This window comes from Streptomyces brevispora (assembly GCF_007829885.1).
Lineage (GTDB): Bacteria > Actinomycetota > Actinomycetes > Streptomycetales > Streptomycetaceae > Streptomyces > Streptomyces brevispora.
The window spans coordinates 3,493,547-3,513,913 of the sequence record NZ_VIWW01000001.1; the positions used below are offsets into that span (position 1 = coordinate 3,493,547).

Genomic DNA, 20,367 nt, shown 5'->3' on the forward strand with positions numbered 1-20,367 from the left:
CACAGCCTTAGCTGTAGCTGTACGACGTCGGCCCCCGGGGAGTGATCCCCGGGGGCCGACGTCGTGCGTGCACCCCTCGTACGGGATCCACCTCTGCCGCCACCCCCGCGGTGACCCGGGCCGCCCTCGATCCGGCGCTCGTGGCCGGCCGGGGCGCGGATGTGGCCTTCGTCGAGCAGGAGGCCGAGAACGCCACGACCAACGGCACGGTCATCGGCCCCGGCCGCGCCGCGTACACGCTGCCCGCCGAGGCGTCCGGCCGTAAGGCGGTCAGCCTGGAGCCGGGCGAGCACGTCGAGTTCACGCTGCCGCGCGCGGCGAACGCGATCACCGTGCGGTACAGCATCCCGGACGCCCCGAACGGCGGCGGGATCACCGCACCGCTCGATGTCGCGGTGAACGGCAAGAAGCGCTCCACGATGACGCTGACCTCGCAGTACGCGTGGCTGTACAACCAGTACCCGTTCTCCAACGACCCGTCCGCGGGGCTGCTCCACCCCGACTGGTGGATCACCGAGTGCTCCTGCGTGCCCAGCGAGACGACCCCGGCCCCGGTCATCGCGAAGCCGTACCGGCCCAGCCACTTCTACGACGAGCAGCGCCTCCTGCTGGGCCGTACGTACCGTGCGGGCGACACCGTACGGCTCACCGTCCCGGCCGGCAGCCGGGCCGCGTGGACGGCCATCGACCTGCTGGACTCGGAGCTGGTCGGCCTCCCGCGCGTCGAGCTGCTCGCCGCCAACGTCCGCGCGTTCGGGGCCGATCCGACCGGTCGGCGCGACTCGGCGACCGCGATCGACAAGGCCATCGCGGTCGCCCGGCGCACCCACCTCAAGGTGTACATCCCGCCGGGCACGTACCAGGTCAACCGGCACATCGTCGTGGACGACGTCACGATCGTCGGTGCCGGCAACTGGTACACGAAGATCAAGGGCCGCGAGACGGCACTCGCCACCCCGGCCCCCGACGGCTCGGTCCACACCGGCGTCGGCTTCTACGGCAAGGACGCGGCGGGCGGCGGCAGCCGCAACGTCCATCTGTCCGGCTTCGCCATCGAGGGCGACGTACGCGAACGCATCGACACCGACCAGGTCAGCGGCATCGGCGGCGCACTGAGCGACTCGACCATCGAGGGCCTGCACATCAGCCACACCAAGGTCGGCATGTGGTTCGACGGCCCGATGTCGAACCTGCGGATCACCGGCAACATCATCGTCGACCAGATCGCCGACGCCATCAACTTCCATACCGGCGTGACCGGTTCACGGGTCGCCCACACCTTCGTACGCAACTCCGGCGACGACGGCCTCGCGATGTGGTCGGAGAAGACGGCGAACGCCCGCAACACCTTCGACCACAACACCGTCCAGACCCCGGTCCTCGCCAACGGCATCGCGATCTACGGCGGCACCGACAACACCGTCTCGAACAACCTGGTCGCCGACCCGATCCGCGAGGGCAGCGCGCTGCACATCGGCTCCCGCTTCGGCGCCGAGCCCTTCGCCGGGAAGCTGAACCTGACGGCCAACACGACGGTCCGCTCCGGTACGTACGAACTCAACTGGAACATCGGCCTCGGCGCCCTGTGGATCTTCGCCCTCGACAAGAGCATCGACGCGGACATCAGGGTCACCGGCAACAACTTCCTCGACAGCACCTACAACGCGATCATGCTGGTCTCCGACTGGGGTGTGAAGAACCAGTACGTCATCAAGGGCGTCCGCTTCAAGGACCTCAAGGTCGACGGCACGGGCACCTCGGTGGTGAGCGCCCGCGCGGCGGGCGGCGCGACGTTCGAGAACGTGGACGCGCGAAACGTGGGCGCGGTGGGCGTCAACAACTGCGGCTCGTTCAACTTCCCCGCGACGGGATCGGAGTTCGCACTCACGGACCTGGGCGGCAACGACGGCGGCTGGCTGGCTCCCTGGCTGCTCCCCAACACGATCACCTGCGACGACCGCCCGGAGGTCGTCCCGCCGCCCGCACCGGGAAGTTGGTGACGCGGACCGGCGGAAGAGCGAAGGGCAGCCGGGTGGGGGAGAGGAACACCTTGGCGGCGGCACGCATCGGCGGGCCGCGCTGACGACCGGCTGGGCCGCCCTGTGCGGCTCGGCCGGTTCGGTGTGTCAGCAGGCGCGGGCCGTCCCGGTTCGTCGGCGAAGAACAGGGCGGGGCGAGGCGACTGCGGTCCTCGACCGGGCAGATCCGCTACGGTCCGACCCGTCGCTTGTGCAGATCTTGGTGGAGGAACCACGCCGTGAGCGCGACGGTCGTCCCGCAGACCGGGCACGAGTAGCAACGGAAGGCCGTTCCACACGGTCAGCAGGCCCACGACGGCGCAGCTGACCCCCCCCGGGGGCACGGCGCGGCCGTCCTGTACTCCTGGAGCCGGGCGCGATCGGTGGGCAGCCAGCTGGTGAAGGCGGAATAGCAGGTCAGTGCGGCGGCCAGGGAAAGAACGATCAGCGCCCCACCCATCAGCAGGGTCCCGCCGATCCTCGACCGGGGCGGCGGGGTCATGCCCGCATCGGGTGTGTCCGCCCCCTGCGCGGTGCCGGTCCTCTTCATGCCCTTCGCTCGTCCCCCCCGCCGCTCCCCACCGAAATCCGGTGAAAACCAGTCTCCAGCGGTTGCGATCCAGCGGGCTAGGAGATCAACGGGCGGCCCGCACCCTACTGATGGGGCCGGTCTGCTCGGGGTACCAGTCCCGCGCGTACTGCGTTCATGCGTGCTCGTACGCCTTGTTGGGGTACGGCGTTGGTGGGGCCGGTGGGGGTGGGGTGGGGGTTGCCGCGGCAGGTGCCGCATACGCCGCCCGGCATGGCCTGTGCGCTGCCGGGGGCGCGGCATTCGCTGCATTCCAGGGTGCGCAGGACGACGCGGGGGGTCGGGGGAGTCGCGCGCAGGGGTGGGAGTTTGTCGCGCAGGCGTCGGCGGATGAGTGCGGCGGCGTGGTGGATGGGTGAGGGCAGGCCCTGGGTCAGCGCGTGCAGGATCTCTGTTTCGGTGGCGCCGCGCTCGAACCATTCGCTCACCTGTGGTTCCAGTGCGAGGCAGTCCGCCTGGGACAGCATCAGGGCGGGCGCGTTGCGGCCGAGTGCGGCGAGGAGGATGAACGAGCGTGATCGGGTGGGGTGTTGGGGTGTCTGTGGGGGTGCGTCGCCCCTGGTGAAGGCTGCCCACCAGGCGTTGTCGCGTGAGGTGCGGGAGAAGAATGTCCGGGTCACCCAGATCAGTGCCGTCTCGGTGGCGATGCACTCGCTGCCCCGGCGCAGGTGACCTGCTTCCTGGAGCCGGTTCAGTGTGGTGCGCAGGGCGCACTGCCCGTACGGGAGCACCTTGGCGAGGCTCTTCACGGAGATGTCGGCCCCGTCGCACAGGCCGTCGACGTACGCGGCGATGGCGGCATCGCGAGGGAGGAGATGGACGAAGTCATGTCCGGTGCGGGGGCGTTGGTCCGGGGCCGAACGCTTGCCGTACCCGGGGTTGGCCATCGGGTGGTCAAGCGCGGTCGGCGTTACGGGCGCGGGGGAAGGGGCAGCACTAAGCTGGCTGACAGCCATGAGATCGGGCCTTAACGATCGAAGTGGTCAGGCCCCTGTTCGGTGTTTCCGCACCGGCGGGGGCCGTCGTGTCTTGGCTGACGCTAGAGCGTCGCTACCTTCCGTCGCAAGTCGGTCACGAATGGTCAACCCGCCGGTCAGGGTGGGTGGGTGGGTATTCAATCCCTCCGCCCGTTCCGCTGAAAGAGCGCTCGGATCTCGACACTTGAGCTCCGAGCCGGACGGGCGGCACGAGCTGGAGGCGGGTCGCCTACGGGAGCAGGGCCCCGCCCCGCCATGCTCTCCGCCCGCCATGCTCTCCGCCCACTGGTCGTCGGCGGCAGTCTGTGTGGCAGATCGTCCGGCAGGAGTGGTCGTGCCGATGAGTTCACCGTCCTCGAACGGTCTACCTATGGACACGACCGTTCTCGACAGGAGTGCCATGTCCACCATTCAGCCAGTGATCGTGACCACCGACCTTGACGTTCTGATCGGCTTCTATACGAAATTGTTCGGCGCTGAGGAGATCTTCCGGGTACCGGCGAAGGGCCCGGTCTTCTACCTCGGCTTGCGCATCGGCGACACCGACCTCGGGCTGGTGGCCAAGAAGGACCCGGGGACCGGGGATGCGTCGCGGATCCTGCTCAGCATCGCTGTCGACGACGTCGACGAGACGCTCGGCCGGGTGGAGGCCCTGGGCGGGTCGGTCGGCGGCGACCCCAAGGACATGCCGTGGGGACAGCGCGTCGCCCACATCCAGGACCCCGACGGCAACGCGGTGAACCTCACTCAGCCGGTCCCGGCCGGGTGACGCTGTTCCGGGGGCAAGCGCTGATCGTGGGCTACCCGCGGTAGAGATCGATGGTCGGTAGCGGCCTCGATGTCGTCAGGACGAGCAGCGCGCGAGACAGGTGGGTGGCGCGGGCGGGGCCAGTACGGGGCCCTGGCCGCCGCACGCGTCCCCGTCGAACGCGGCGCTGCCCACCTGAAGAACCGGCGCGCGGCCGGGCCGGGCGGCCGAGGTCCACACCGGACGGTCCCGAGGCGCCCTGGTTCCTCTTACGGTTCCGGGCCAGGGGCGTTGCAGGTGGCCCGGACCGACGGGGGAGGGGCGGTCCCGGATCGCGGGCGCCCCCGGAGGCGCGTCCCGGACCGGGGTTGCCCCCAGGAGAGGCGGGGGCAACCCGGTCCCTCCCTACTGGCCCACGCGTCCGTCGACGCACTCGCGCAGCAGGTCGGCGTGGCCGCAGTGACGGGCGTACTCCTCGATCCGGTGCACCATCAACTCCCGTACCGCGATGCCGTCCTTGCCCAGGCGTGTACCCAGGTCCGGGTGGGCGGCCAGTGCCGCGTCCGTCGCGGCCTGCTCGCGGGCCAGGTCGGCGTACGCGGACTCGACCACGGTCCGGTCGGCGACGGCGCCGGCGAAGTCCGCGTCGCGCTTGCCGTACAGCTTCGGCAGCGGTTCGCCGTCGCTGATCCAGTTGCGCCAGTCCCGTTCCACCTCGGCGAGGTGCCGGACGAGGCCGAGCAGCGACATCGTCGACGGCGGAACCGGCCGACGGGCCAGCTGTTCCGCGTCCAGGCCCTCGCACTTCATCCGCAGGGTCAGGCGGTAGTCCTTCATGAAGTCCTGGAGCGTGGGGAGTTCGCCGTCCGGGCTGGTTCCCTCGCTGTTGCGGGGGTCGTCGTCGGGGTCGGCCCACATGTCGGGGTAGACGGTCGCCTGGCTCCAACGTGCGGGTTGGTCGCTCATGCGTGCCATGGTGGTCGGTGAGGGCCCGCGCTCGCCAGTGATTTGCGGCCGGGGCGCGCGGAATTGGAGGTTCGGCCGACGAGGACCGCGTGCTTCGGTCAGGGCACCAGCGGGGTGTATTCCACCTGTTTCAGGCGGTAGTAGCGGGCCACGCACGTCGTTGTCCAGCTTCTTCGCCCGTTGTTGAACGGTTCCGTCATCTTGGCGATGGGCAACGGCGCGTACGGCAGGACCCGCGCCCCCTGTGCCACCCGGGCGCGCAGCCAGGCGTCCTGGCGGTCCCAGTTGTGCGCCCGCGTCCGCATCTGGTCGCCCAGCTCGACGAGCGGGGGCGCGAGCCCGACGCACACGGCGGCGCACACCGTCGCGGCGGCCAGCCGCAGTGCGCCGGCGTGCGTCCGGTGCAGCCGGACTCCCTGGAGCGCCTGCCCCAGCAGCGTGCCGAGACCGGTGAGCAGGACGACGTACAGGAAGAGGAAGTCGTTCCAGAGCCGGGTGGAGGTCGCCACCCCGGCGTGGAAGACGGGATACGCGAGGAGCGCGGCGAGACAGCCGGCCACCAGGAACGTGACCGCTCCGGCGCACACCAGCAGCACCGGGCGGCGTGGCGGCCCCGGCCTGGCGCCGCCGGGGCCGCGCATCACCAGGCCGAGCAGGACACCGGCCGCGATCGCCCCCAGGTAATGCCATGAGGAGAACGTGTCGATCATGATGTGCCCGAAGCTCCGGGCGGCCCCGGCCAGCGATTCCGGAGCGATCAGCGAGGTGTCCTTCGCCGCACCCCGGCTCCTGCGGTGCCGAGACCCGGGTGACGTCACCAGGATCAGCGCCCCGGCCACCGTCGCGGCCATACCCACCGCGAACCCGACCCGCAGCCGGCGGCGCCGCTGTTCGCCCGCCGTCCAGAAGGTCATGACCAGTGCGGCGAACAGCACCACCAGCACGACGATCGTGGTCTGCTCCGACAGCGTCCCGACGCAGAGGCCGATGATCACGCCGATGCCCAGCGCTACCGCCGTCCCCCGGCGCGAACGCGCGAGCAGGAACGGAATCACCGCCGCGCAGGCGAGCACCGGGGGCAGTGTGTGCGAGACGGACGCGGCGGGCCAGTAGAACGTCTTGTACGTGTTGGGTGACCCCAGCAGGAACACCACCGCCACCATGGACGCCACACACAGCGGGATCCCGCGCGGCACCGTCATGACCGCCCTGCGCAGGGCCAGCGCGAGCACCGCCCACAGGACCCCCAGCACGAACACGGCGCTGAGCGGGGCGAACCACTGCTGCCCCGACACACCGGACCTGCCGTAGAGCCAGACCAGCACGCCGTTCATGACGCGCCCGTTGTCGTCGATGTAGAACTTCCTGACCATCCCGGAGAATCCGTGATCCCGGATGACCGGCAGGAAGCACCACTCGTCGCCGCTCGGGCGCACCCAGCGGGCGAAGTACGCGGCGACCGCGAGGAGCCCCAACGGGAACAGGCAGAGGACGTACGCCCATGGCACGGCCCGTGGCACAGCCCATGGCCTCCTGCGCTCGGGACCGTTCGCGTACGCCGACCGCTCTCCTTCTCCCACTGCGGAACCCGCCCTCGATCCTCGATCGGCCACCGGCGATCCGGATCGGCTCCGGGCCGATGCGTCACATCCTGGCGGCTGCCAATTTCCTTCTTGTCCGCAGTACCTCACCCGTTCGGCGGCCGGGTTTCCGCACACGCGAACTCCGCTTCGAAGCAACGCGAACGGTCTACTCCGATGCGTTCTTCGGGTGGGAGTCGGTGGCGGCCCGGCCCGGCTGTCCGGTGGGAAGGGCGGACCGCGCCGAGCATCGGACGAATCGGGGTACGACGGCGGCGAGCGAGGCGGTGAGACCGGGATGCGAGTGGTGCGTGCGGGTCGGAAGAAGGGTGCGGGCGAGGGCAGATGGAAGCTGTTGCTCTGGGGCACGACCTGTCTGACGGTGAGTGTTGTTCTTCTCTTCCTGGTTCTCGGCCGGCCCGCCGGAATGTCCGAGAACCGTGCCGTCGCGCTCCTCGACGGACCCGGCGCATCCGGCGGGAAGAGCGGCGCCCAAGTCTGTGGGCGCACGATGGTGGGCGTGGCACACGAGGACGACGACCTGTTGTTCGTCAATCCGGAGATGCAGCGGGCGATGGGTCCGCAATGTGCGTTCAGCACCGTCTACCTGACCGCCGGGGACGCCGGCCGGTCCTACGCCGGGGGCGACTACGTACAGGAGAGGGAGGAAGGCGTCCGAGCGGCCTACGCGGAGATGGCGGGCGTCCCGGACCGCTGGACACGGCATGACGTCCACGTGGGGAACCGCACCATCGCCTCGTACACCTTGAACGGCAAGACCGGTGTGCGGCTTTCCTTCCTCAGACTTCCTGATGGCAACCCCGTCGGCAGCGGATATCCGAGGCACGCCCACCAGAGCCTGCTGAAACTCTTCCGTGGCGAGATCAGGGACATTCGGCCGGTGGACGGGGCGCAGAGCTACACGGAGCGGCAGCTCATCGATTCCCTCACCGCGCTCGCCCGGCAGGACGGCATCAGGCGCGTGCTGACCCTGGACTACGACAACACGTCCTTCGGGCACACGTACACGCCGGGGGCCGATCACAGCGACCACGGAGTGGCCGCCAGGTACTTCCGGCGCGTCGCGTTCGGCCTCCCGGACAGCCCCCGGATCGGGGTGACGGGATATCTCGGATACGACATGTCCCGCCTCCCCGAAAACCTGGGCCCGATCCTGGCCCGTCAGAAGGACGCGATCTTCCAGTCCTATCGGCGCGGCGCGGGGTGCGAGTCCAAGGCGTGCCCGCCCGGCCACTACATGGGCGGGAAGTACCTGGAGTGGGCGCGCCGGGAGTACTCCCTGAAGCCGCCGACGTCCGGGCCGGGAGAGATCGTGTCGGCGATCGGCCGCGCGAACGGAGCGGGACGGCACGAGCTCTGCCTCGGTTCGGTGGGTGACGCGAAAGGCTCACCCGAGGCCATGGAAGTAGGCACATCCGACTGCATTGGCAGGGCCGACCAGTCGTGGCGCATCAACGCCGGAACCATCGAGTCGAAGGGCGCGCGACTGTGCCTCACCGCGGACTCCCGGCGGGTCACCCTGCTGACGTGTGACGGCCGTCCGCACCAGGAATGGCGCCAGGGCAAGGACGGCAGAATCCAGTCCGCAGTAATGCAGTCGGGCGGAGGCCGCCCGAGCGGAGGCCAGTCGGGCGGAGACGAACCAGGTGGAAGCTGTCTGTTCCAGGACGACTTGGCGGTCCGGCACCCGAGGCTGCTCCTGAGGCCGTGCTCTCCGCTCCGGCCGGAGCTGAGCTGGTACGGAGGAAGCGCGCTGCCTGCCGCGTAGCGCGGGACGCGGGTGCGGCCCTTGCCGCGTGGGCGGGCCGCCACGGTTGCACGGCGTACGCGAAAGCGGTGAATGCGCCGGTCTGCTGCGAGTGCGCCCCGGTTGACGGTGTGGCGTTGGCGGGGCCGGATCTCGGTTGGTTGCGATCTTGGAGGCGACGCGGGCCACGCGGCCCGTGCTCGCAATTCCCCCCTCACACCTCTACGAGGAGTCCCGTGCGTATCCGCTCGATCCTTTCGCCGGTCGCGTCCGCCGTCGCCGTTGTCGCGCTCGCCACCCCCTCCCAGGCCGTCGACAACGGTCTCTACCGCATCCACAGCGCCCAGGACGGCAAGTGTCTGAAGAACAGCGAGGGCTACATCGGTGGAGAGCTCGGTGACTGCGGACCCAACGCCGGATGGCGTCTCGTCAACCTGTCGAACGGCACGGTGCAGATCCGCGAGGCGAACGACGAGAACCGCTGCCTCGCACTCTCGCCGTTGAAGATCTTCCCTCCGAACGTGTTCGACGACCGGTGCGGCAACTCCCCGGACCAGTGGGTGATCGATGGTCCCTCCGACAGCCGCCTTGTTGTCCTGAGGCTGGGGGACGCCCCGTACATGGGCACGCTCACCCCGAACGGTGACCGGGCCGTGCTGGCCGGGCAGGGCCGTCCCGAGTGGTTCCTGGAGCGGCTCGGCTAGGGGCTGTCCGGTGCACGCGTCGGGCCCGGTGCTTGAGCCCCGGGCCCGACACAAGTCCTGATGAAATGATCCGACCACGGAACCCCCCGAGCGCATCGTGTCCCGATGCCTCGGGCCCGACACACTAGGGAGCACTCATGCGGATCCACCTGGCCAGCGTCTTCGTCGACGACCAGGAGAAGGCCCTGCGCTTCTATACGGACGTGCTGGGCTTCGTGAAGAAGAACGATGTCCCGGTCGGTGCGGACCGGTGGCTGACCGTGGTCTCGCCGGAGGACCCCGACGGGACCGAACTGCTGCTGGAACCCGACGGCCACCCCGCGGCGAAGCCGTACAAGACGGCGCTGGTCAAGGACAGCATCCCGGCCACCTCCTTCGCCGTGGACGACGTGCAGGCGGAGTTCGACCGGCTGCGCGGGCTCGGGGTGCGCTTCACGCAGGAGCCGATGGAGATGGGCCCGGTCACCACTGCGGTTCTGGACGACACCTGCGGCAACCTGATCCAGCTCACGCACATGCGCGCTTGAGATCGGTGACGAACGACTGCCAGGCGCCTGCACGGAACATCAGCGCCGGGCCGTCGCTCACCTTGGAGTCGCGGACGGGGACGACCTCGGGGACACCGTCGAGGACTTCCAGGCAGTCGCCGTCGCCGCCGCTGTGTGTGGACTTGCGCCAGCTGCCGACCTCCAGACAGTCACCGCCGCTCGCGCCGCTGTACGAGGACTTGCGCCAGGTCGCGACCTCCACGCAGTCACCGCCACTTCCTCCGCTGTATGAGGACTTGTGCCAGATCGCCGTGGTCAGGTCGTAGTCAGAATCGCTCAACTTCATGGTCGTATTCCTCCGCCGCCGACTCGATCAAGGCCAGGGACGCTGCCGGTGAGATTGCGCTGGCCACCAGTAGATCGTAGGTCAGCTCACACCGGCGGACCGTGGCCGGATCGTCCTGCAACTGTCCTGTACCCAGGCCCTGGACGTACGCGAGCGGCGGCGCGTCCGGGAACGCCATGAGCTTGAGGGACCCTTCCAGCGCCACATGCGCGCCTTCCGGGAACGGCAGCACCTGAGCGACGATCCGGTGCTGCCTGACCAGCTCCGCGACATGGCGAAGTGCCGCCGCCATTGCCCCGGGGCCGCCCACCCTCCGACGTAACACGGCCTCGTCCAGCACCACCCACAACATGGGGACCGTTGGATCGGTCAGCAGCTGGGTGCGCTCCAACCGTGTCGTCACCAGCTCGTCGATCACTGACTCGGCAGCCGTCGGCTGGTACGCCCAGAACACCGCCCGCGCATACGCCTCCGTCTGCAACAGGCCCGGGATGAGCTGCGGCGCGTACTCCCGGATGGTCTCCGCGCGGGCCTCCGCCTCGGCGGCCCGCGCGAAGTGTTCCGGGTACTTCGACGCCTTCAGCGCCGCGCAGTTGCGTACGAAGAAGCCGTCCGCGCCAAGGATCTCGTCGACTTCTCCGCCTGGTCCATCTGCATGCGCCGCACCCCGGACTCCAGCTGTCCGATGAACGAGCCGCTGAGGAAGAGCGGGGCGCCCAGGTCCGACTGCGAGAGGCCGGCTTCTTCTCTCCGGTGGCGGAGTTCGGCACCCAGAAGGGCGCGTGGCGAGGAGGAGGGATCGAGCTTTCTGGGACCCGGCATGACAACTCCCTGTGATGCACGTGCGGTTGTTGGAACTGCACCTCTTCCAGGCTAACGAGAGATTAGACACGCTGGGTATGCATTGACGTTACTCAGCGTGGAAGGAATGGATCATGACGACTACGGAGCGACGCAGGGTGGCGGCGGGCAGAGTGCGGGAGGCCGAGGAGGTGGTGGCGCGCTTGCGGGAAGGGTTCGCGGGGGTCGGGATCACGTTGCCGTCGCTGCGGGTCGACCCGGTCTCGTGCGCGGGAAGCGGGCCGGCCGTGCTGGTCGATCTGGGGCGCTGCAACCTCGACACGGTGCGGCGGCTGAGCAGTGTGCTCGACGGAAAGGCGACCGGTCATGGTGGTTGAAGGCGGTGAGCCGGAGGCGTGTACGCCGGAGCCGGGGACGTTCGCCGTGGATGTGCGGGACGGGCGCGTGGGCCGGGTGATGGGGCGCGTCGGGCCGTATGTGCAGCTGCGGCCGCCCGGCGGGGGCTCCGAGTGGGACTGCCCGCCCGAATCCGTCCGGCCGGCCCCGCCGGGGCTGGTGCTCCGGGCGCGGGTGACCGAGGTCAACCGGGAGGGACAACTGCCGCGGTGAGGGTGCGACGGGGTGCCGGGCCGCGGCGGGAACGGGCGCGGATAGCCTGCACACATGCTGAGCATGAACATGGAAACCGACGCACAACTGGCCGTCAGGGCGGTACAGGCGGGAGCGGCGGTGGTCCGGGACATGTACGGGACATCGCCGGAGCGGTTCGCCAAGCCCGGCGGTGACTTCGCGACGGCCGCCGACCTCGCCGCGGAGAAGGCCATTCTCGATGTCCTGCGCACCGCCCGGCCCGATGACGCGGTGACGGGTGAGGAGAGCGGCCGCACCGGCGCGGACGGCGCGGAACGCCGTTGGCTGGTCGACCCCTTGTGCGGCACGTTGAACTACGCCGTGAACACCATGCTGGTCGCGGTGAACGTCGCCCTGCGCGACGGGTCCGGGATCACGGCGGCCGCGTCGGCCGACCCGTTCAGCGGTGAGGTGTTCTGGACGGACGGCGAGCGCGCCCGTCTGCGCAGGGGCGGTACAGGCGGTGCGGACGAGGCGTTGGTGCCCTCGTCCGGGTCCCGGCTGGTGGACGTCAACCTCGACCCGCCGTTCCCCAACGCACCGGACTTCCGGGCGGTCGGCCTGCTGGCCGCACCGGAGTTCGCGGAGCACTTCCGGCCGCGCGTCGTCTCCAGCACCCTCGCCGTGGCCTGGGTCGCGGCCGGGCGCAGGGCCGCCTACGTCACGGACGGCCGGCTGCGCGACAGCGTGCACTTCGCCGCCGGTATCGCCCTGTGCGAGGCGGCGGGCTGCGTGGTGACCGGTATCCACGGTGGGCGGCCGCACACCGGTGCGGGCGGTCTGGTGGTGGCGGCCGACCGGGAGACGCACGACCTGCTGCTGGAGATGATCAGGAACCAGGTTCCGGCCGGGCGCTAGGCCCCGTCCTGCCCGTCCTGCCTGTCCTGCCCGTCCTGCCTGTCCTGCCCGTCCTGCCTGTCCTGCCCGTCCTGCCCGTCCTGCCCGTCCTGTCTTCCGGCATGTCCTGCCCTTCCGGCCCGTCCGCCCCCGTTCGACGAAAGGCCAGCGATGCCGGCTGTTCTCGTCCTGCTGCTCTCCGGCACCTGGCTGCTGTCCGGTGTTCTTCGGCGCACGGTCCGGCCCCCGCAAGGCGGCGGGCGCGGCCCTGGCCTGCGCGGCGGCGGTCGGCTACGCGGCACTGGGCGCGGACGCCGGGGACCTGGACGCGGTGGGGCTGCTGCTGGTGGCGGCGGCGACGGTGGCGTTCGCGGTGTACGGGTTCCTGTACCGGGGCCGGCTGTCAGGGCTGCCGCCGCTGGCCGTCCTGCCCGTGCTGCTCGCGGCGGCAACCTGTCTGCTGCTCCCCATGGCCCTGCCCGCGCTGATCGCCCACCCCCGACCCTCGCCGCGACGGGCGGGATCGTGGTGCTCGGCGCGGTCGTCTACGCCCCCGCCTACCTCGTACAGCACCGGCTGATCGTGCTCCGCGGCCCGGTGTTCACGGCCGCCGTCCAACTCGCCGTTCCCTTCACGGTCCGCCTCGGCGACTGGGCCCTGGACACCGCACCCGCCCCCTCGCTCGCCGAACTGCTGCTCCTGGCGGTGTGCTGCGCGGGGATCGCGCTGGTGACCGTCCAGGCGAGCCGGTCGGTCGAACCCGCCCCTTCCGACCGGTGAACAGGGGGAGCGTTCGGTGCGTCCGGTACACGATCGTGGGACGCTGATGGAAGCGGCCCCGCGCCGCGAAACCGTTGATCTGCGCTCCCCGAACAGGCTTCAGGAGAAGGGACCCGCGATGACCGCCGCGATGGTCGAGCACCAGCAGGACTCTGAAGGCCGCCCGTGGGACTACCTGCTTCATACCTGGCAGGAACTGGACGTGCCCGAGGGGTGGCGCGCCGAGATCGACGAAGGGCAGATCGTCTTGGTACCGCCGCCTCATCCGCATCACAGCGGCATCGCTGCCAAGGTGCAGCGCCGGCTCTACGCGAATCTGCCTGACGAACTGGAGATCTATCAGACCTTGGGTGTGCATGTGGCGCCCCTCGGCAAGCTGTATGTGCCCGATCTCGTGGTCATGCCTGCCGAGTTGATCGACACCGTTGATTCCGACACCAGTGATCCGATGGATGCCTCCGAGGCACTCCTCATCGTCGAGATCACGTCGAAGGGCAACGCCGGGGAGGACCGTACGAAGAAGTACCGCGCCTATGCGCGCGCGGGTGTGCCCATGTATCTGCTGATCGACCGGTTCGACATCCGTGGCGCGATGGCCACGCTGTTCACCGAGCCGAACGAGGACGGCACGTTCAAGCGCTCCGACGCGGTGCCGTTCGGGAAGCCGCTCACGCTGCCCGAGCCCTTCGGCACGACGCTGCCCACCGACGGGTTCCCGGTCTGAGCGGGAACGGATGAGGGCGCCACCCCGGCCTGGGTGGCGCCCCTTCTGTTGCTGTCCGTCCGGTTCTTTTGCTGTCCGTCCGGCCTGCGCGGTGCCTTACGGCGCGGGGACTTCCTTGATGAGGCGTGAGCTCCACGGGCAGTAGATGCGGCCGGGCAGGAACGGGCCGCCGACCTCGTCGAGGTTGTCCTCGGTGTACTGCAGCGTCGCGTCGCACACCTCGATGGCGTAGTCGAAGAAGCCGACGCTGTCGGGCTCGAAGTGGAAGTTGTAGTTCGGGCTGTAGTCGGCCTGGCGCTTGCTGAGGCGGCCGATCAGGTGCGGCCGCTCGTACGTCGCACCGCTGACCAGCTCGCGGGCGTGGTCGATCTGGGCCTCCTTCACCAGCTTCACGACGAGGTTCTTGCGGCTGTAGCCGTCAGTCATCTCGAAGTAGGCGGGCGTCACGGCCGCGGCCCGCTTCTCGCCGGTGGTGTGCTGCTCCGCCTGGGCGGGCTGCGCGACGGTGAAGCCGAGCATTGCCGCGGCCGCGAGGCTTCCCAGCTTGGTGAACGTGCTTCGCACGAGATCTCCATGAGTGCGTAAGAGCCATGTCGATCATGGCTTTCGTGACGCACTGTAGGTTACCGGGTACGGAAAGTGATTGATGGCGCTCTGGGGGACCGCGCGCGCGTGCACATGGCTGAGGGCGGCGCCCGGGTGTCGGGTGCCGCCCTCGGTCAGGCGCGGGTTCAGACCTCGGCGGGGGTCTTCGCCAGGGCGTCCGGGCCGGTGACCGGTGCGGGGGTGCCCGTCGCGGGCTCTGTCGCGGTCGCCGTCGAAACGGCCGGTTCCTGCGACACGTTGAACTCCGTCAGCAGGTCCTTGCTGAAGCCGAAGAAGTACGTGGCGACGAAGCCGGCCAGATAGCCGACCAGCAGGCCGCCCCCGTAGATCGCGATCGTCGCGCCCAGGCCGTGGTTGCCCTCCAGCAGCGGGAACAGAGCCCAGCCGGACGGGCCGATGGCGGTGGAGCCGACCGCGTCACCGAGCTGGTTGAAGAAGCCGACGAACGCGCCGCCGAACGCACCGCCCACGCACGCCGTGATGAACGGGCGGCCCAGCGGCAGCGAGACGCCGTAGATCAGCGGCTCGCCGACGCCCAGGAAGCCCGCGGGCAGGGCGGACTTGATGGTCCTGCGGATCGACTCGTTGCGGGGGAGGCGGAAGTAGACCGCGATGGCCGCACCCACCTGGCCGGCCCCGGCCATCGCGAGGATCGGCAGCAGAACCGTGTAGCCCTGCTGCTCGATCAGCGTGGTGTGGATCGGGATCAGCGCCTGGTGCAGACCCAGCATGACCAGCGGGAGGAAGAAGCCGCCGAGGACCAGGCCCGCGCCCGCGCCGCCGTTGGACAGCAGCCAGTCGGCGAACGTACCGATCGCGGTGGAGACCTCACCCGCCACGTACATCAGGCCGAAGATCGTCACCAGGCCGGAGACCAGGACCGTCAGGGTCGGGGTGACCAGGACGTCCAGCGCCTCCGGGACCCAGCGGCGGCACCACTTCTCCACGTACACCGCGAGCACCGCCGCGCCCAGGGCGCCCAGGACGCCGCCCTGGCCGGGGGAGAGCTTCTGGCCGAACGCCTCGATGTTCGCGACGCCCGGGAAGACGATGATGGCCGCGACCGCACCGCCGAGGATCGGCGTACCGCCGAACTCCTTCGCCGTGTTGTAGCCGACGAAGACCGCGATCAGCGCCATGAAACCGGACGCCATCGCCGCCAGGGCCGGGGTGACCGACGTCAGCCAACCGAGGTTGACCAGCAGGCCGTTGAGCCCGGCGATGATGCCGCAGCCGATCAGGGCCGGGATCAACGGTACGAAGATGTTGGCGATCCTGCGCAGGAAGAGCTTGAACGGCGTCGCGTTCTTCGCCTTCCGTGCCGCCTTCATCTCTGCGCCCTGCGCGGCCAGTTCCTCCGCGGTGAGCGGGGCGGACGAACCGGACGGGACCGGGGCGGGCGCCGAGGCCCGGCCCTCCTCGACGAGCTTCTCGAACTCCGGGGTGACGCGGGCGACCGTACCGGGACCGAGAACGATCTGGTACGTGTCGTCGTCGACCACGCCCATGACGGCGGGGACGGCCTTCAGCGCGTCGTCCTGGACGAGCGAACGGTCGTGCAGGCCCAGCCGGAGCCGGGTCATGCAGTGGGCGATGGAGCTGATGTTCGCGGCGCCACCGACGAGCGGAAGGATCGCGGCGGCAGTGGCGCGGTTCTTGTCTTCTGTAGCCATGGTGCGTGGTGCCTTGCTGTGCGGGGGAGCGGAGGTGGAGCCGGGTCAGCTGGTGGGGGGACCGGCGGCGGCGAGCGCGGCACGGAGGTGGCCGTCCGACGTGGACAGCAGCGAGGCGGCGGTGGGGCCGTCGACCTGGCCGAGGATGGTGAGGATGGCGTTCTTCACCTCACCGTCGGTGGCGGCGAGCGCGGCCTCGATCTCGGCGTCCGACGCACCGGTGGCCAGCGAGACGATCCGCCGGGAACGGGCGCGCAGCTTCTCGTTGGAGGCCCGGACGTCGACCATGAGGTTTCCGTACGTCTTGCCGAGCCGGATCATCGTGATCGTCGAGAGCATGTTGAGGACGAGCTTCTGGGCCGTGCCCGCCTTGAGCCGGGTGGAGCCGGTGAGCAGCTCCGGGCCGACGACGACCTCGAGGGGGTGCGCGGCCGCGTCGCCCAGCGCGGAGTCCGCGTTGCAGGACAGGCCGATGGTCAGCGCACCCTTGGCGCGGGCGTGCTCGACGGCACCGATCGCGAACGGCGTACGGCCGGAGGCGGAGATGCCGACCACCGTGTCGTCGGCGGTGACACCCAGCGCGTCGAGGTCGGCGGCGGCCAGTTCCTTGCTGTCCTCGGCGCCCTCGACGGCGGTGATCATCGCGGACGGACCGCCCGCGATGAGGCCGACGACAACCGCCGGGTCGGTGTTGAAGGTGGGCGGGCACTCGCTGGCGTCCAGCACGCCGAGGCGGCCCGCGGTGCCGGCGCCCGCGTAGATCAGCCGGCCGCCACGGGCCATGCGCGCCGAGGTGGCGTCGATCGCGGCGGATATCTCGGGCAGCAGGGCGGCGACGGCGGCGGGGACGGTCTGGTCCTCGCCGTTCATGATCCGGGCGATCTCCGAAGTGGCCAGCCGGTCGATCTCGGCGAGCTCGGGGCGGAACGCCTCGGTGGTGAGCGTCGCGAGCTGGGCGCGCAGCTCCCCGTATCCGTCGGGGGTGGTTGCGTCGGCGTCGGTGGTGGAGGTCATGGAGAGCGGCTCTGCTTTCTTGAACTCGTACGGTTTCGCGGGTGAGGGTTTTCGCGGGACGTCAGCGGGTGCGGGGGTTGTGGCGGTGGGCCAGCGCCTCGTAGGAGGCGGCGAGGGCCGGTGCCGCCGTCTCGTACGTGCGCTGCGCGACCCCGATGAACAGGCAGTCGACGACCAGCAACTGGCTCGTACGGCTCGACATGGCGGCGGGGCGCAGTTCGCTCTCGCGGGCCGTGGACGTGGTCAGTACGTGGTCGGCGTACTGCGTGACCGGGCCGTCGGGGCGGCCGGTGATCGCGATCGTCGTCGCGCCGCGGTCGAAGGCGACCCGCAGCGGTTCGATGACGTCGCCGGTCGAACCGGAGTGGGTGATCGCGATGGCCACGTCACCGGAGCGCAGCTGCACGGCGTTGGTCACCGCCAGGTGCGGGTCCATGTGGGAGTGCGCGATCAGGCCGATACGGGCCAGCTTCTGGGCGAGGTCCTGGCCGACGAGCGAGGACGCGCCGGCCCCGTAGATGTCGATCCGGCGGGCGGTGGCGGCGGCGGCCACGGCGGCGCCGAGCTGCACGGTGTCGAGCCCGGCGGCCGTGTCGGCGAGGGTCTGCTGCTCGTCGTAGGCGAGCTTGGCGACCACGTCGGCGATCGGGTCGTCGACCGCTATGTCGGCGGTGACGGCGGGGGCCCGGCCGGACTGCTGGTGGGCGGCGAGACCGGCGAGCGCGAGGCGCAGGTCACGGTAGCCGGGGTAGCCGAGGAGGCGGGCGGTGCGGACCACCGTCGCCTCGCTGGTGCCGGTGAGCTCGGCGAGACCGGTGACCGTCAGGGCCGCGCAGCCGGCCGGGTCGCCCGCGACCGCCTCGGCGACCCGCTGCATGGAGCGGGTCATGGACGGCGCGAGCGTGCGCACCTTGGCGGCGAGGGCTGCCGGGGCGGGCGGCGAATCAGCGCTGAAACTTTCCTTCAGGTCATTGGTCACATTTGAAAGATATTTTCAAGACGCATGTCCGTCAACCCCCCTTTGGTCCTGACCTCTGGCGGCGACGGCGGGGCGGGCCGGTGCGCAGGTGGACAATGGCTGTATGGAGCTGAATCCCCTGGAGCAGGCGCTGCACGCCGCCCGCGCACTCGTCATGGCCGACCTCGTCGCCGGAGATGTCGCGGAGGCCCAGATCGTCTCGATGGTCGAGGACGCGGTGACGCACCGGCGCTGGTGGGTCGAGCAGTGGCCGGAAGGCGTGGAGTTCGTCGTCGGCCTCGTCGCCCAGGACGTCCAGGACGCACTGCTGAAGGAGTACGGCCGCTGGCCGCTGTGCCCGGTCTGCGACGCGGGCGACCCGCACGCCCTGGACGTCGAGCCGGAACTCGGCCCCGACCCGCACTGGGTCTGCACGAAGGCGGCCGTGGCGGTCGCCCCGGTCGGCTTGCTCAGCAGGACGATGCGCCCGTGACCGTCTATATCGATCCGCCGGACTGGCCGGGCCACGGGCGGCTCTGGTCGCATCTGGTCAGCGACGAGTCGTTCGATGAGCTGCATGCCTTCGCTGCGTCCATCGGCGCTCCGGAGCGGGCCTTCGAGCGGGACCACTACGACATACCGGAGACGCGGTACGAGGACGCGGTACGGGCCGGCGCCCGGCAGATCGGCTCCAAGGAGCTGGTCCGCCGGATCACGGAGGCGGGCCTGCGCCGCCCGAAGGGCCGCCCGGCGCCGCACCAGGCGCTCTGACCGCGACCGGGGCCGCTGCCGTTGTCGGGGCCGCGACCGCGACGTGAGCCGGGGCCTCGACCGCGACCGGGGCCGCTGCCGGGTCGCTCAGGCGGTCGTCGAGGGCGCGGACTCCATCGCCGCGCTCTGCGTCCCGGTGGCCGACGCGCCCGTCACCAGCCGTGAGGCGGTGCTCCGGCCGCGCTGGAGCCGCAGCGAGAACACCACGGCCACCAGCGCCAGCACGGTCATCGCCGCCCCCGCCCACGCGGTCGACGCGAAACCGAAGTCCGCGTCGATCACCGTGCCGCCCAGCCACGGCCCACCGGTGTTGCCCAGGTTGAACGCGGCGGTGGTCGTCGCACCCGCCAGCGTCGGGGCGGCGCCCGCGACGTTGAACATCCGGGCGTTCAGCGCCGGAGCGGTGAAGAACGCCGACAGGCCCAGCAGGAACGCGAGCACGATCACGGCGGCCTGGCTCGACGCGAACAGTGCCAGCGCGGCCAGGAACACCGTCGACGCCGAGATACCGCTCAGCAGCACCCCGAAGAGGTGCGCGTCCGCGACCCGGCCGCCGACCGTCGTACCGATCAGCGCACCGATCCCGAACAGTGCGAGCACGGTCGGCACCCAGCCCGAGTCCAGCCCGGCGACATCCGTCAGCAGCGGCGCCAGATAGCTGAACGCGCAGAACACCCCGCCCGCCGCGAGCGCCGTGATCACGATGGACAGCCACACCTGCCGGTCCCGGTAGATGCCCATCTCGCGCTTGAGCTGCGGCTTCTCGTCCGGGACGGGGATGCGGGGGATCAGCGTCGCGACGCCGACGAGGGCGATCGCGGAGGCCGCACCGACCGCCCAGAACGCCGACCGCCAGCCCAGGTTCTCCCCGAGGAAGGCCCCCAGCGGCACACCCAGCACGTTCGCGATGGACAGCCCGCCGATCATCACGGCCATGGCGCGGGCCCGCTGGTCCACCCGGACCATGGCGATGGCGACGGCCGAACCGACGGCCCAGAACCCGGCGCACGCGAACGCGCTGATCACCCGGGAGGCGAAGAGGATCTCGTACGTCGGCGCGAGCGCGCCCGCGACCTGGCCGAGGCCGAAGACCGAGATCAGCGCGATGAGAGTGGTGCGGCGCGGCAGCCGGAGCGTCGCGACGGCGAGCAGCGGGGCGCCGACCACCATGCCGATCGCGAACGCGGATATGAGGAGTCCGGCACGCGGGATCGACACGTTCATGTCGTCGGCTATGGGCGGCAGCAGGCCGGAGAGCATGAACTCGCTGGTGCCGAGGGCGAAGACGGAGAGGCCGAGAATGTATACGGCCAGTGGCATACGCGAGCGGCGAGGGGCAGAGTCGGGCATGACAGGTGCCAACAGCACGCTTGCCCGTTACATTCCCGC

22 protein-coding genes and 1 pseudogene are annotated in these 20,367 nt (G+C 70.3%); 13 read left to right on the plus strand and 10 right to left on the minus strand.

The genetic code is table 11. The annotated features are described in order from the left end of the window. Positions 1–41: 41 nt before the first annotated feature. Positions 42–2,000 (plus strand): glycosyl hydrolase family 28-related protein, encoded by a 1,959-nt coding sequence (locus FHX80_RS16280; RefSeq protein ID WP_425281686.1) that lies wholly within the window; start codon positions 42–44, stop codon positions 1,998–2,000. Between the two features lie 672 nt (positions 2,001–2,672). Here the strand turns inward: FHX80_RS16280 and FHX80_RS16285 are convergent. Further along, positions 2,673–3,494 (minus strand): hypothetical protein, encoded by an 822-nt coding sequence (locus tag FHX80_RS16285; protein ID WP_208764671.1) that lies wholly within the window; start codon positions 3,492–3,494, stop codon positions 2,673–2,675. A 490-nt stretch (positions 3,495–3,984) separates the two neighbouring features. On the opposite strand from FHX80_RS16285, the gene FHX80_RS16290 reads away from it, so the two are divergent. Next, positions 3,985–4,353 carry a VOC family protein gene (locus FHX80_RS16290; RefSeq protein WP_145764839.1) on the plus strand — a complete coding sequence of 123 codons (369 nt, stop codon included), beginning with the start codon at positions 3,985–3,987 and terminating at the stop codon, positions 4,351–4,353. 384 nt (positions 4,354–4,737) lie between these two features. Here the strand turns inward: FHX80_RS16290 and FHX80_RS16295 are convergent, their stop codons facing one another. Together FHX80_RS16295 and FHX80_RS16300 are read right to left on the minus strand one after the other, a co-directional pair. Continuing rightward, entirely contained in the window at positions 4,738–5,307 is a 570-nt protein-coding gene (locus tag FHX80_RS16295; RefSeq protein ID WP_145764840.1) for a mycothiol transferase, read from the minus strand. Positions 5,308–5,396: 89 nt separating this feature from the next. Then, positions 5,397–6,818, minus strand: coding sequence for a DUF6056 family protein (locus FHX80_RS16300; RefSeq protein ID WP_167523557.1), 1,422 nt, complete (start codon positions 6,816–6,818; stop codon positions 5,397–5,399). Positions 6,819–7,260: 442 nt separating this feature from the next. On the opposite strand from FHX80_RS16300, the gene FHX80_RS16305 reads away from it, so the two are divergent. The 3 genes from FHX80_RS16305 to FHX80_RS16315 all read left to right on the plus strand — a co-directional run bounded on the left by FHX80_RS16305 (position 7,261) and on the right by FHX80_RS16315 (position 9,877). Next, on the plus strand, positions 7,261–8,667 hold the full coding sequence (locus FHX80_RS16305; protein WP_167523558.1) for a ricin-type beta-trefoil lectin domain protein: 1,407 nt from the start codon (positions 7,261–7,263) through the stop codon (positions 8,665–8,667). 215 nt (positions 8,668–8,882) lie between these two features. Continuing rightward, positions 8,883–9,350: an RICIN domain-containing protein gene (locus FHX80_RS16310; protein WP_145764843.1), complete on the plus strand. Its 468-nt coding sequence runs from the start codon at positions 8,883–8,885 to the stop codon at positions 9,348–9,350. 137 nt (positions 9,351–9,487) lie between these two features. Continuing rightward, positions 9,488–9,877, plus strand: a complete 390-nt coding sequence (locus FHX80_RS16315) for a VOC family protein (protein WP_145764844.1) — start codon at positions 9,488–9,490, stop codon at positions 9,875–9,877. Here FHX80_RS16315 and FHX80_RS16320 read toward each other — a convergent pair. Both FHX80_RS16320 and FHX80_RS16325 read right to left on the minus strand, forming a co-directional pair. Beyond that, complete coding sequence (locus FHX80_RS16320) at positions 9,858–10,184, minus strand: DUF397 domain-containing protein (RefSeq protein ID WP_145764845.1); 327 nt, start codon at positions 10,182–10,184, stop codon at positions 9,858–9,860. The genes FHX80_RS16315 and FHX80_RS16320 overlap by 20 nt on opposite strands. After that, positions 10,165–11,006, minus strand: a pseudogene (locus FHX80_RS16325) (helix-turn-helix domain-containing protein). The gene FHX80_RS16320 and the pseudogene FHX80_RS16325 overlap by 20 nt, the downstream one beginning before the upstream one ends. 113 nt (positions 11,007–11,119) lie before the next feature. On the opposite strand from FHX80_RS16325, the gene FHX80_RS16330 reads away from it, so the two are divergent. From FHX80_RS16330 to FHX80_RS16355, 6 genes are all read left to right on the plus strand, one after another. Next, positions 11,120–11,362: a hypothetical protein gene (locus FHX80_RS16330; protein WP_145764846.1), complete on the plus strand. Its 243-nt coding sequence runs from the start codon at positions 11,120–11,122 to the stop codon at positions 11,360–11,362. Further along, complete coding sequence (locus tag FHX80_RS16335) at positions 11,352–11,594, plus strand: hypothetical protein (protein ID WP_145764847.1); 243 nt, start codon at positions 11,352–11,354, stop codon at positions 11,592–11,594. The genes FHX80_RS16330 and FHX80_RS16335 overlap by 11 nt, the downstream gene beginning before the upstream one ends. Before the next feature lie 54 nt (positions 11,595–11,648). Then, positions 11,649–12,473 (plus strand): inositol monophosphatase family protein, encoded by an 825-nt coding sequence (locus tag FHX80_RS16340; protein WP_145764848.1) that lies wholly within the window; start codon positions 11,649–11,651, stop codon positions 12,471–12,473. 199 nt (positions 12,474–12,672) lie between these two features. Beyond that, a complete protein-coding gene (locus FHX80_RS16345; protein WP_145764849.1) occupies positions 12,673–13,032 on the plus strand; it encodes a hypothetical protein in 360 nt (119 codons plus the stop codon). Further along, positions 12,978–13,232, plus strand: coding sequence for a hypothetical protein (locus tag FHX80_RS16350; RefSeq protein ID WP_145764850.1), 255 nt, complete (start codon positions 12,978–12,980; stop codon positions 13,230–13,232). The genes FHX80_RS16345 and FHX80_RS16350 overlap by 55 nt, the downstream gene beginning before the upstream one ends. A 118-nt stretch (positions 13,233–13,350) precedes the next feature. Then, positions 13,351–13,956: a Uma2 family endonuclease gene (locus FHX80_RS16355; protein ID WP_145764851.1), complete on the plus strand. Its 606-nt coding sequence runs from the start codon at positions 13,351–13,353 to the stop codon at positions 13,954–13,956. A gap of 96 nt (positions 13,957–14,052) precedes the next feature. Here the strand turns inward: FHX80_RS16355 and FHX80_RS16360 are convergent, their stop codons facing one another. The 4 genes from FHX80_RS16360 to FHX80_RS16375 all read right to left on the minus strand — a co-directional run bounded on the left by FHX80_RS16360 (position 14,053) and on the right by FHX80_RS16375 (position 18,228). Continuing rightward, entirely contained in the window at positions 14,053–14,520 is a 468-nt protein-coding gene (locus FHX80_RS16360; protein WP_145764852.1) for a BP74-related protein, read from the minus strand. Positions 14,521–14,687: 167 nt separating this feature from the next. Further along, positions 14,688–16,235 (minus strand): PTS transporter subunit EIIC, encoded by a 1,548-nt coding sequence (locus FHX80_RS16365; protein ID WP_145764853.1) that lies wholly within the window; start codon positions 16,233–16,235, stop codon positions 14,688–14,690. A gap of 45 nt (positions 16,236–16,280) precedes the next feature. Continuing rightward, a complete protein-coding gene (gene murQ / locus FHX80_RS16370) occupies positions 16,281–17,249 on the minus strand; it encodes an N-acetylmuramic acid 6-phosphate etherase (RefSeq protein ID WP_145764854.1) in 969 nt (322 codons plus the stop codon). A gap of 61 nt (positions 17,250–17,310) precedes the next feature. After that, a complete protein-coding gene (locus FHX80_RS16375; protein ID WP_145764855.1) occupies positions 17,311–18,228 on the minus strand; it encodes a MurR/RpiR family transcriptional regulator in 918 nt (305 codons plus the stop codon). Between the two features lie 103 nt (positions 18,229–18,331). Between FHX80_RS16375 and FHX80_RS16380 the strand changes: the two genes are divergently transcribed. Both FHX80_RS16380 and FHX80_RS16385 read left to right on the plus strand, forming a co-directional pair. Next, on the plus strand, positions 18,332–18,700 hold the full coding sequence (locus tag FHX80_RS16380; protein WP_145764856.1) for a hypothetical protein: 369 nt from the start codon (positions 18,332–18,334) through the stop codon (positions 18,698–18,700). After that, positions 18,697–18,978, plus strand: a complete 282-nt coding sequence (locus FHX80_RS16385; RefSeq protein ID WP_145764857.1) for a DUF4031 domain-containing protein — start codon at positions 18,697–18,699, stop codon at positions 18,976–18,978. Before FHX80_RS16380 ends, FHX80_RS16385 begins: the two co-directional genes overlap by 4 nt. Positions 18,979–19,065: 87 nt before the next feature. Here the strand turns inward: FHX80_RS16385 and FHX80_RS16390 are convergent, their stop codons facing one another. Further along, on the minus strand, positions 19,066–20,298 hold the full coding sequence (locus FHX80_RS16390; RefSeq protein WP_145764858.1) for a Cmx/CmrA family chloramphenicol efflux MFS transporter: 1,233 nt from the start codon (positions 20,296–20,298) through the stop codon (positions 19,066–19,068). Positions 20,299–20,367: the final 69 nt, after the last annotated feature.

Coding starts and splice junctions, on each gene's coding strand:
- FHX80_RS16335 (WP_145764847.1), top strand. CDS start 11,352: ATGGTGGTTGAAGGCGGTGAGCCGGAGGCGTGTACGCCGGAGCCGGGG.
- FHX80_RS16315 (WP_145764844.1), top strand. CDS start 9,488: ATGCGGATCCACCTGGCCAGCGTCTTCGTCGACGACCAGGAGAAGGCC.
- FHX80_RS16285 (WP_208764671.1), bottom strand. CDS start 3,494: ATGGCCAACCCCGGGTACGGCAAGCGTTCGGCCCCGGACCAACGCCCC.
- FHX80_RS16365 (WP_145764853.1), bottom strand. CDS start 16,235: ATGGCTACAGAAGACAAGAACCGCGCCACTGCCGCCGCGATCCTTCCG.
- FHX80_RS16320 (WP_145764845.1), bottom strand. CDS start 10,184: ATGAAGTTGAGCGATTCTGACTACGACCTGACCACGGCGATCTGGCAC.
- FHX80_RS16380 (WP_145764856.1), top strand. CDS start 18,332: ATGGAGCTGAATCCCCTGGAGCAGGCGCTGCACGCCGCCCGCGCACTC.
- FHX80_RS16330 (WP_145764846.1), top strand. CDS start 11,120: ATGACGACTACGGAGCGACGCAGGGTGGCGGCGGGCAGAGTGCGGGAG.
- FHX80_RS16295 (WP_145764840.1), bottom strand. CDS start 5,307: ATGGCACGCATGAGCGACCAACCCGCACGTTGGAGCCAGGCGACCGTC.
- FHX80_RS16340 (WP_145764848.1), top strand. CDS start 11,649: ATGCTGAGCATGAACATGGAAACCGACGCACAACTGGCCGTCAGGGCG.
- FHX80_RS16390 (WP_145764858.1), bottom strand. CDS start 20,298: ATGCCACTGGCCGTATACATTCTCGGCCTCTCCGTCTTCGCCCTCGGC.
- FHX80_RS16355 (WP_145764851.1), top strand. CDS start 13,351: ATGACCGCCGCGATGGTCGAGCACCAGCAGGACTCTGAAGGCCGCCCG.
- FHX80_RS16290 (WP_145764839.1), top strand. CDS start 3,985: ATGTCCACCATTCAGCCAGTGATCGTGACCACCGACCTTGACGTTCTG.
- murQ (WP_145764854.1), bottom strand. CDS start 17,249: ATGACCTCCACCACCGACGCCGACGCAACCACCCCCGACGGATACGGG.